The organism is Arsukibacterium sp. MJ3 (assembly GCF_000987765.1).
Classification (GTDB): domain Bacteria; phylum Pseudomonadota; class Gammaproteobacteria; order Enterobacterales; family Alteromonadaceae; genus Alishewanella.
This window is the reverse complement of sequence record NZ_LAHP01000152.1, coordinates 1-520: the sequence shown is the minus strand read 5'-3', so window position 1 is coordinate 520 and position 520 is coordinate 1. Positions and strand designations below refer to the sequence as shown.

Below are 520 nucleotides of genomic sequence, written 5' to 3'. Positions count from 1 at the left end.
GCCGAGGTTCTGCAGAACATGGGCTATGGCGCCATGGCGCTAGAAGGTGGCCTGCCGCAAGCCGAGCGGCAATCGCGTTTGCTAGCGTTTTCGAACGTGAAGCAGCGTATTCTCGTGGCTACCGATGTAGCAGCCCGAGGGCTGGACATACCCGATGTAGAGCTGGTGGTTAATTTCGATTTACCACGCAAAGGCGATACCTTCCTGCACCGTATTGGCCGCACCGGTAGGGCCGGAAAAACCGGTACTGCTGTGGCATTAGTAGAAGCGCATGACGCCGAGAACTTGGGCCGTATTGAACGTTATTTAGGGGAGCGAATTGAGCGTAGGTTTGTGAAAGAATTGCGGCCAACCTATAAGTTCCCAGACCCGCATAAAAAGAGCAAAACCAAGAAGAAAAAGAAAACCAAGAAAATGCTCGCAGGTGCGAAAAAGAAGAGCGCAAAAGCGAAGAAGTAAGCGCATACCACGCACTAAGTAAGTGTTTACTTAGTGCGTGTTTTCTTAGTACGGGCTTGTT

The 520-nt window shown here is 51.2% G+C and carries 1 protein-coding gene; it reads left to right on the top strand.

The window, feature by feature from the left end; genetic code table 11:
* On the top strand, positions 1-459 hold a 459-nt coding region (locus VT06_RS17240), incomplete at its 5' end, for a helicase-related protein (RefSeq protein WP_046555565.1).
* Positions 460-520 lie beyond the last annotated feature (61 nt).